The 8,096-nt window shown below is 71.2% G+C and carries 6 protein-coding genes; 1 reads left to right on the forward strand and 5 read right to left on the reverse strand.

Annotation, left to right across the window (positions count from 1 at the left end; genetic code table 11):
- Positions 1-184: 184 nt before the first annotated feature.
- From U9R90_RS09145 to U9R90_RS09155, 3 genes are all read right to left on the reverse strand, one after another.
- Positions 185-4,399 carry a chromosome segregation SMC family protein gene (locus U9R90_RS09145; RefSeq protein ID WP_411055895.1) on the reverse strand — a complete coding sequence of 1,405 codons (4,215 nt, stop codon included), beginning with the start codon at positions 4,397-4,399 and terminating at the stop codon, positions 185-187.
- A 248-nt stretch (positions 4,400-4,647) separates the two neighbouring features.
- Positions 4,648-4,857 (reverse strand): hypothetical protein, encoded by a 210-nt coding sequence (locus U9R90_RS09150; RefSeq protein WP_411055896.1) that lies wholly within the window; start codon positions 4,855-4,857, stop codon positions 4,648-4,650.
- Positions 4,858-5,272: 415 nt separating this feature from the next.
- Positions 5,273-5,554: an acylphosphatase gene (locus U9R90_RS09155; protein ID WP_411055897.1), complete on the reverse strand. Its 282-nt coding sequence runs from the start codon at positions 5,552-5,554 to the stop codon at positions 5,273-5,275.
- A 131-nt stretch (positions 5,555-5,685) separates the two neighbouring features.
- On the opposite strand from U9R90_RS09155, the gene U9R90_RS09160 reads away from it, so the two are divergent.
- Positions 5,686-6,639, forward strand: coding sequence for a CAP domain-containing protein (locus U9R90_RS09160; RefSeq protein WP_411055898.1), 954 nt, complete (start codon positions 5,686-5,688; stop codon positions 6,637-6,639).
- 70 nt (positions 6,640-6,709) lie between these two features.
- Here the strand turns inward: U9R90_RS09160 and mutM are convergent, their stop codons facing one another.
- Together mutM and rpmB are read right to left on the reverse strand one after the other, a co-directional pair.
- Complete coding sequence (mutM, locus tag U9R90_RS09165; protein ID WP_411055899.1) at positions 6,710-7,576, reverse strand: bifunctional DNA-formamidopyrimidine glycosylase/DNA-(apurinic or apyrimidinic site) lyase; 867 nt, start codon at positions 7,574-7,576, stop codon at positions 6,710-6,712.
- A 143-nt stretch (positions 7,577-7,719) separates the two neighbouring features.
- On the reverse strand, positions 7,720-7,905 hold the full coding sequence (gene rpmB, locus U9R90_RS09170) for a 50S ribosomal protein L28 (protein WP_030195073.1): 186 nt from the start codon (positions 7,903-7,905) through the stop codon (positions 7,720-7,722).
- Between the last annotated feature and the right edge of the window lie 191 nt (positions 7,906-8,096).

Genomic DNA, 8,096 nt, shown 5'->3' on the forward strand with positions numbered 1-8,096 from the left:
GCGGGGCCCTTCAAGTGGCGCATACCTTGGGGCCACCCACCACTTGAAGGTAAAGACTGCGTTGCAGAGACTATGCCTTCAAGTTTCGAAGTCAATAGGTGAAGAGCTGTGACTTTGGAGGCACAGCTTTGCCCCCTTGAATTCAACTCTTGTAAGTAAGGGTGCGCGGCGGGCTGCTACGGACTCAGCGAAGCCGCTGGCTGATCACCTTGGAGACACCGTCACCCTGCATGGAGACGCCGTACAGCGCGTCGGCGACCTCCATCGTCCGCTTCTGGTGCGTGATCACGATCAGCTGCGAGGACTCCTGCAGCTCCTCCATGATCCGGATGAGCCGCTGCAGGTTGGTGTCGTCCAGCGCGGCCTCGACCTCGTCCATCACATAGAACGGACTGGGCCGCGCCTTGAAGATGGACACCAGCATGGCGACCGCGGTCAGTGACCGCTCGCCGCCGGAGAGCAGCGAGAGCCGCTTGACCTTCTTGCCGGGCGGCCGCGCCTCGACGTCCACACCGGTGGTCAGCATGTTGTCGGGATCGGTGAGGACGAGCCGCCCCTCGCCGCCGGGGAAGAGCCGCGAGAAGACGCCCTCGAACTCCCTGGCGGTGTCCCGGTAGGCCTCCGTGAAGACCTGCTCCACCCGCTCGTCGACCTCCTTGACCACCTGCAGCAGGTCGGTCCTGGTCTTCTTCAGGTCTTCGAGCTGCTCGGAGAGGAACTTGTGCCGCTCCTCCAGCGCCGCGAACTCCTCAAGAGCCAGCGGGTTCACCTTCCCGAGCTGCTGGTAGGCCCGCTCGGCTGCCTTGAGCCGCTTCTCCTGCTCGGCGCGGACGAACGGGACGGGCTGATTACGTGGGTGCTCCGGGTCTTCGGGGAGTTCCTCGCCCTCGGCGGGCGGCGACGGGGCCACCAGCTGGTCAGGCCCGTAGTCCGCGATCAGCCCGGCGGGCTCCACGCCCAGTTCCTCCAGCGCCTTGGCCTCCAGCTGCTCGATCCGCAGCCGCTTCTCGGCGCCGAGCACCTCGCCGCGGTGCACCGAGTCGGTCAGCTTGTCCAGCTCCGCCTTCAGGTCGCGGCCCGCGTTCCGCTCGGCGACCAGGTCACGCTCACGCTCGGCCTTGGCGCCCTCGGCCGCGGCCCGCTCCTCCTCGGCCCGTACGAGGGACACCTCGACGTGCGCCAGGAGCTGTCGGGCGCCCGACGCCACCGCCTCCGCGACGGCGGCCTCGTGGCGCAGCCTGGCTTTTCGCCGCTCGGCACGCGCGCGTGCCTCGCGTTCGGCACGTGCGCCGCGGTCGAGGCTGTCGGCCCGTCCCGCGAGGCCCTTCACCCGCTCCTCGTGGGTACGCACCTGGAGGCGGGCCTCCATCTCGGTCTGCCGGGCGTTGGCACCGTCGGCGGCGAGGCGGTCCCGTACGGCGGTGTCGGGCTCCTCCTCGACCGGGGCCTCTTCGGCGACGGCCAGCCGCTCGGCCAGCTCCTCGGCCTCCTCGGCCGCCCGGTCCAGGGCATCCTGGGCCCTGGCCGCCGCCGCGGTCGTACGCTCGGCCTCGCCCGCGGCGCCGCGGGCCTGTCCGGCGAGCCGCCCGAGCTGCTGGGACACGCTCGACTTGGCCCGGTCGGCGGCCCGCCGCCGCTCCCCCAACTCCTCGACCAGCGCGGCACACTCGGTGCGCCGCTCGCCCGCCGCGTGCTGCTCCTGAGCCAGCTCGTCGCAGCGTACGGCCAGCTCCGCCAGCTCGGCGGCGGCCTCGTCCACCGACGCCTGCACTTCGAGCAGACTCGGCGCCCCCGCGGAGCCGCCCTGGGCGAAGTGCGCTCCCAGCACGTCCCCTTCGGCCGTCACGGCCGTCAGCTCCGGGTGCGCATACACCAGGTCCTCGGCGTCCTCCAGGGTGCCGACGACCACGACGCCGCGCAGCATCCGCCGCACGGCGGGCATCAGCTCGTCGGGACCGCGCACGAGGTCCGCGGCGGATGGCGGCCCGGTCCGCGACTCGGACGGCTCTGGCGGTACGGGGCCGGGGGCGGATGTGGCGCTGCCGGGTGTCGCGCCGCCAGGCGCGCCCGCATCGGGCTCGCTGCGGGCGGGCTTACCGGAGTCGACTGCGGCGCCGCCAGCCACGGCACCGTCGAGCCCGGCACCGTTGGCCGCGCCTCCGTCACGGGGAGCGCTGTCGGGCCCAGCCCCGTACGCCATGCCATCGCGGCCGGTGTCACCGGCCGCGCCACCGGCACGCGCGGCGCCGCCAAGCGCGCCCGCGTCGGGTCCGCCGCAGTCGGCCACGGCCGTGCCATCGCGCCCAGCGTCATCAACCGCACCGCGGTCACGCGGACCACCATCGGAGCCGGCGCCACCGACCACCGCACCGCCCTCGTGCCCGGCACCACCGGCACGCGCGGCACCGCCAAGCGCACCCGCGTCGGGTCCGCCGCAATCGGTCCCGGCAGGGGCATCGGGCCCAGTGCCGTCAGCCGCGCCGCCGTCACGGACGACCCGCTCGCCCCCGGCCCCACCAACCACCGCACCGCCCTCGCGCCCGGCACCACCGGCCACGGCTCGGCCGCTCGGCGCGGACGCGGGTACGCCGCCCGGATCGGGCCTCCCCGCGTCCTGGTTGTGCCGTGCCGCGCCGTGGCGCTCCGGGGCGCTGCCCGGCATGGCAGGGCCGGTCTCCGGTGGGCCGGCCAGGAGCAGGGCCGCGCGGCCCGCGTCCTGTTTGCGTAGCAGGCGGATGGCTTCGGCCGCCGTTGCCGGGTTGGCCACCGCGACGGCGTCCGCCGCCGCACCCAGCGCCGCCGCCACCGGGATCTCGAAACCCGGTGCCACGGTGAGCAGTTCGGCGGCGGGCCCGAGCAGTCCTGTCAGCCGGTCCTGGGCGGCGAGCAGCGCGCCCGTACCGTCCTTGCGGCGCAGGCCGAGCGCGAGTGCCTCATGCCGGGCGGCGACCGCGGCGCGCTTGCGCTCAGCGCCCGTGGCCGACTCGCGGGCGGCGGTCAGTGCGGCCTCCGCGTCAGCGAGCGCGCGCTTGGCGGCGTCGTGCCGCTCGCCGAGTTCACAGTCGTCGGCGTCCAGGCCGTCGACCTCGGCCTGGAGCTGCTCGTACTCCCGCTGCGCGGCGGCCGCCCGCTGCTGCGCCTCGTCCCGCGCGGACGCGAGCCGGCCGATCTCCGCCTGGGCCGAAGCGGCCCTGCTGCGGGCCGCGTTGACCCGGCCGTTCAGCCTGGCCAGACCCTCGCGGCGGTCGGCGATGGCCCGCGCCACGTCCTTGAGCCGCCGCTCCTCGTCGGCGAGCGCGCGCTCGAGCTCGGCCCGGTGCGCGACGGTGTCCTCCAGCGCGTTCTGGGCGGCCTCCAGAGCCGCCTCCAGCTCGGCCTCCTGCTCCCGGACCCTGGCGGCCTCGCGCTCCATGTCCTCGGGGTCGCGGCCGCGCCGCTCCTCCTCGGGAGCGCTGTTCGCGCTCTTCACTCGTGCCTCGGCCAGCGAGATCGTGCCGCGCACCCGCTCGGCGAGCTGCGACAGCTCGTACCAGGTCTGCTGGGCGCGCTGGAGCCTCGGCGTCAGCTGCCGTACCTCGTCCTCCAGGGCGGACTCGCGCGCCTGCGCCGCCTTCAGCTCGGCCTCGGCCGCGTCCTTGCGCCGCTTCAGCTCGGCCTCGTCGGCGATCTCGGTCCGTAGTGCGTCGCGGAGCCGGACCAGGTCGTCGGCGAGCAGTCGCAGCCGCGCGTCGCGCAGATCGGCCTGGATGACGGCGGCCCGCCGCGCCACCGCGGCCTGCCGTCCGAGCGGCTTGAGCTGGCGCCGCAGCTCGTCGGTGAGATCCTGCACCCGCGCCAGGTTGGCCTGCATCGCGTCGAGCTTCCGCAGCGCCTTCTCCTTGCGCTTGCGGTGCTTGAGCACTCCCGCGGCCTCCTCGATGAAGGCCCGGCGCCCCATCGGGTCGGCGTGCAGTACGGAGTCCAGCTGCCCCTGGCCGACGATGACATGCATCTCGCGGCCGATACCGGAGTCGGAGAGCAGCTCCTGGATGTCCAGGAGCCGACAGGTGTCCCCGTTGATCTGGTACTCGCTGCCGCCGTTGCGGAACATGATCCGCGTGATGGTGACTTCGGCGTACTCGATGGGCAGCACGCCGTCGGAGTTGTCGATGGTGAGGGACACCTCGGCCCGCCCGAGCGGCGGCCGCCCGGTCGTGCCGGCGAAGATGACGTCCTCCATCTTGCCGCCGCGCAGCGACTTGGCACCCTGCTCGCCCATGACCCAGGACAGCGCGTCCACGACGTTGGACTTGCCGGAACCGTTGGGCCCCACGACGCAGGTGATGCCGGGTTCGAACCGCAGCGTCGTGGCGGAGGCGAAGGATTTGAACCCACGAAGGGTCATGGCCTTGAGGTGCACGCCCCCGGACTTTACTGCCTGGGCGCGGTCTCACCCTGCGAGCCATCCGGTTTCACGGAGGAAGGTGCAGGGCACATCAGACGGTAAGCGCGGCGGGTCCGGGCAGGTCGAACGCGGGAGACGCAAGAAACGCTGGTGGAGCAAGGGGGAACGGGTGGAAAGAGTGAAGGGACGCCTAGGCGCCCCTTGCAGTTCTTCTTCTCAAGCGGTTGACGTGAGCAGCCTGACCGTCGTTCTACAGATCCGGGTCAGGTAAGCGCAGGCTCCGCCTGGGATACGTCGATGCTCTCGAGGAGTTCTCCGGGGTGAGAAGCGGCAGCGGTAGCCAGCGCGTCGTTCTCGGCCTGGATGCGTACAAGCTCGGATTCCAGGTCCTGGACGCGCTGCTGAAGCCGTCGCATCTCGGCGAGGAGTCGCGGGTCGGAACCGCCGACGTAACCGAGAAGCGCCTTTGCCATGATGGATGGTCCTCCACACTGAGTGACCGACCGAAGCGGTGTGGGTCGTGAGGGAAGCACCCGCGGTGATTGGCACTACTTATGACTTACTGCCGTTCCCACATGCCAAACAGCTAGGGTGCGCGGGGCTTTCAGCGTCTCACCAAAAAGTTTGACGGTCAACACGATCACGCCCCGTATTGGCGGGCAACCCGGGGGCGCGCGGCAGCAAAACGTGCGGCGCAGCCTCTTCTGCGGGGCCACTTTGTCCCATGTGTCCCATGATAGGACGATGCGGGGGCATGGAGATCATCCTTACGTCCGCAGCCTGGCACGAGCGGCCGTTCTTGGCAACCACCAGGTCGTTTCTGCCCTCCCGAGGTGCCATACGTGGTTGCCAGGGGCATCTGCTCGCGACCGCTCCCCCGTGGCAGGCTCAGCGGATGGCGAAGCCGTCGTAGCCGCCACGCGGCGTGGCCCAGATCTCAGTGACCCCGTCGACCCTGCCGGGCGTGTCGCCGTGCCGCAGCCAGTCGAGCAGACGCTCGCATTCCGCACGCGGACCTTCGGCCACCACCTGCACCCGACCGTCATCCAGATTGAGGGCGAAACCGATGAGCCCGCCGATCTCCAGAGCTGCCGCCCTGGTGAACCAGCGAAAGCCCACTCCCTGTACTCGCCCGCGTACCCAAGCGGTGAACCGCACATCGTCTTGCATGTGTGCAAGCTAACCGGCCAATTGCCCTGGAGGCACTTCTCCCCCATGCGTCATCGGCTACAGTCGCGTCCGATGAGCCTCACCCGTATGGGTGAAGCACGTTGCCGGTAAGTACTGAGGAAGGCCTGTACATGGGACGCCACCGACGCTCCGACGCCCCAAGCGCCGTCGGCGAGCAGCACCTGGCAGGCGACGCGAGCCCGCACGGTACGAGCTCGCACCGGCGCAGGAAGCGGGCGGCGGCCGCCCCCGTGCGGACCGGCCTGCTCAGTGTCTCCGCGGCGGTGGCGATGGGCGCCCTGGCCGTCACGTCGGGCCTCCTTCCGGGCGGCGACACCTTCAAGCTCGGTGGCGACGACGGCAAGGTGCAGGCCGACGGCGTGCCCGACGCGCGGGCCCAGGGCGGTGCCACCGTGCTGCCGGACCGCGAGGAGACCCCCGCCAGCCGGGGTGCCGACCGTGCCACGCCGTCGGCGCCGTCCCCGTCGGAGTCCTCCGCGAAGCCCTCGGCGACACCGTCGAAGGACGCGAAGGACAAGAAGGAGCAGTCCACCAAGGAGCCCGGCTCCGGCGCGCAGGACGACGCCAAGGACAAGGGCGAGGACAAGAGCGAGAAGGCGAAGGACAAGGACAGGGGCAGCCCGCCCCGTACCGAGCCCGCCAAGCCCGATGTGCCGGCGCCCGCGCCGAGTCAGGCGACCGGTGCGGCGTCGGCGGCCGAGGCCGAGGTGCTCTCGCTGGTGAACCAGGAGCGGGCCAAGGCGGGCTGCGCCCCAGTGAGCGCGGACGCCCAGCTGGCCACTCTCGCCGGGAACTTCAGCCAGGACATGGCCGACCGCGGCTTCTTCGACCACACCGACCCGGACGGCAACACCCCGTGGGACCGCGCCGACAAGGCCGGGATCGGGAACCTGGGCGGCGAGAACATCGCCAGGGGACAGGCCGACGCGCGGGCCGTGATGGAGTCCTGGATGAACAGCCCGGGCCACCGCGCGAACATCCTCAACTGCGACTACAAGACCCTCGGCGTGGGGGCGCACTTCGCGTCCGGCGGCCCGTGGTGGACCCAGAACTTCGGCTTCTAGCAACGCCTTCCCGCACTCAGCCCCTTCCCGCGCTCGACCAGCCCCTTCCCGTACTCCACGCCTTCCCGTACTAGCGGGGGCGAGGCGGGCGCTGGCAGCGCGGGCAGTAGTAACTGGAGCGGTTCATCCACGGGCGGCGGCGCATCGGCGTACCGCAGCGGCGGCAGGGCTCGTCCTCGCGCCCGTAGGCGTCCAGGGACCGCTCGAAGTAGCCGGACTCGCCGTTCACATTGACGTAGAGGCTGTCGAAGCTGGTGCCGCCGACGGCGAGCGCCTCGTTCATCACGTCCCGGATGTGACTCAGGAGCTCCGTGGTCTTGGGGCGGGTGAGCGTCGCGGTGGGGCGTTCGTAGTGCAGCCTGGTGCGCCACAGGGCCTCGTCCGCGTAGATGTTGCCGACCCCGCTGATCAGTGACTGGTCCAGCAGGGCGCGCTTGACCGTCGTACGGCGTCGGCGCAGCGCCGTGTGGAAGGCGGCGTCGTCGAAGAGCGGGTCCAGCGGGTCGCGCGCGATGTGCGCGATGACGTCCGGGAGGCCGTCCGCGGTGTTCTCGTGGAGCGAGAGTCCGCCGAAGGTGCGCTGGTCGACGAAGCGCAGCTCGGTGCCGAGTGCGTCGTCGAAGCCGACCCTGATCCGCAGATGCCGCTCGTCGGCCGCGTCCGTCGGCTGGACCAGGAGCTGGCCGCTCATGCCGAGGTGGGCGAGTACGGAATACGAGGGGTACGCAGAGTCCGCGAGCGGCAGCCAGAGGTACTTGCCGCGGCGCCGGGCGGGGCCGACGAGGTGCCCGGTGAGGCGGGCCGCGAAGTCCGCGCCGCCCGCCGGATGCCGACGTACGGCACGCGGATGAAGCACCCGCACATCGGCGACGGTCCGGCCACTGACCCAGTTTTCGAGTCCGCGGCGTACGACCTCGACTTCGGGCAGCTCGGGCACGGCTTCTCCTCCAGGGCGCTGGACGGGGTCAAGGATGGGGAAACAGAACAGCCGGCCCACCCTGAGGTGGACCGGCTGTTCAGCAACCAGCTAGGTGGCCGCGCGGTGGGACTCCCCTGCTCCTAGGAGCGGAGGAAGTTACGTCAGCGCGAGACCTTGCCGGCCTTGATGCACGAGGTGCAGGCGTTGAGCCGCTTCGGCGTCCCACCGACCACGGCACGCACGCGCTGGATGTTCGGGTTCCAGCGACGGGGCGTACGGCGGTGCGAGTGCGAGATGTTGTTGCCGAAGCCCGGCCCCTTGCCGCAGACGTCGCAGTTGGCAGCCACGGGACACTCCAAAGACTTCAGATGCACTTACGGTTAAACCCGGCATGCCGGGTTCAGTGATCTGAGTGGCGGTGCCAGGGGAATAGTGGCCCGGTAGCCATCAAGAGCTATCGAGCAACCGGAGCAGCATACAACGACTGCTTCGGTAGAACGAAACTACCATGGCCCCCTCGCCCCCCGCCCCCCGCGGC

The sequence above is a fragment of the Streptomyces sp. E11-3 genome (assembly GCF_046540415.1).
In the GTDB taxonomy this organism is placed as follows: Bacteria; Actinomycetota; Actinomycetes; order Streptomycetales; family Streptomycetaceae; genus Streptomyces.

Bases quoted from the DNA above. Each gene is read 5' to 3' on its own strand.
- U9R90_RS09150 (WP_411055896.1), bottom strand. From the start codon at position 4,857: ATGGCAAAGGCGCTTCTCGGTTACGTCGGCGGTTCCGACCCGCGACTC.
- U9R90_RS09160 (WP_411055898.1), top strand. From the start codon at position 5,686: ATGGGACGCCACCGACGCTCCGACGCCCCAAGCGCCGTCGGCGAGCAG.
- U9R90_RS09155 (WP_411055897.1), bottom strand. From the start codon at position 5,554: ATGCAAGACGATGTGCGGTTCACCGCTTGGGTACGCGGGCGAGTACAG.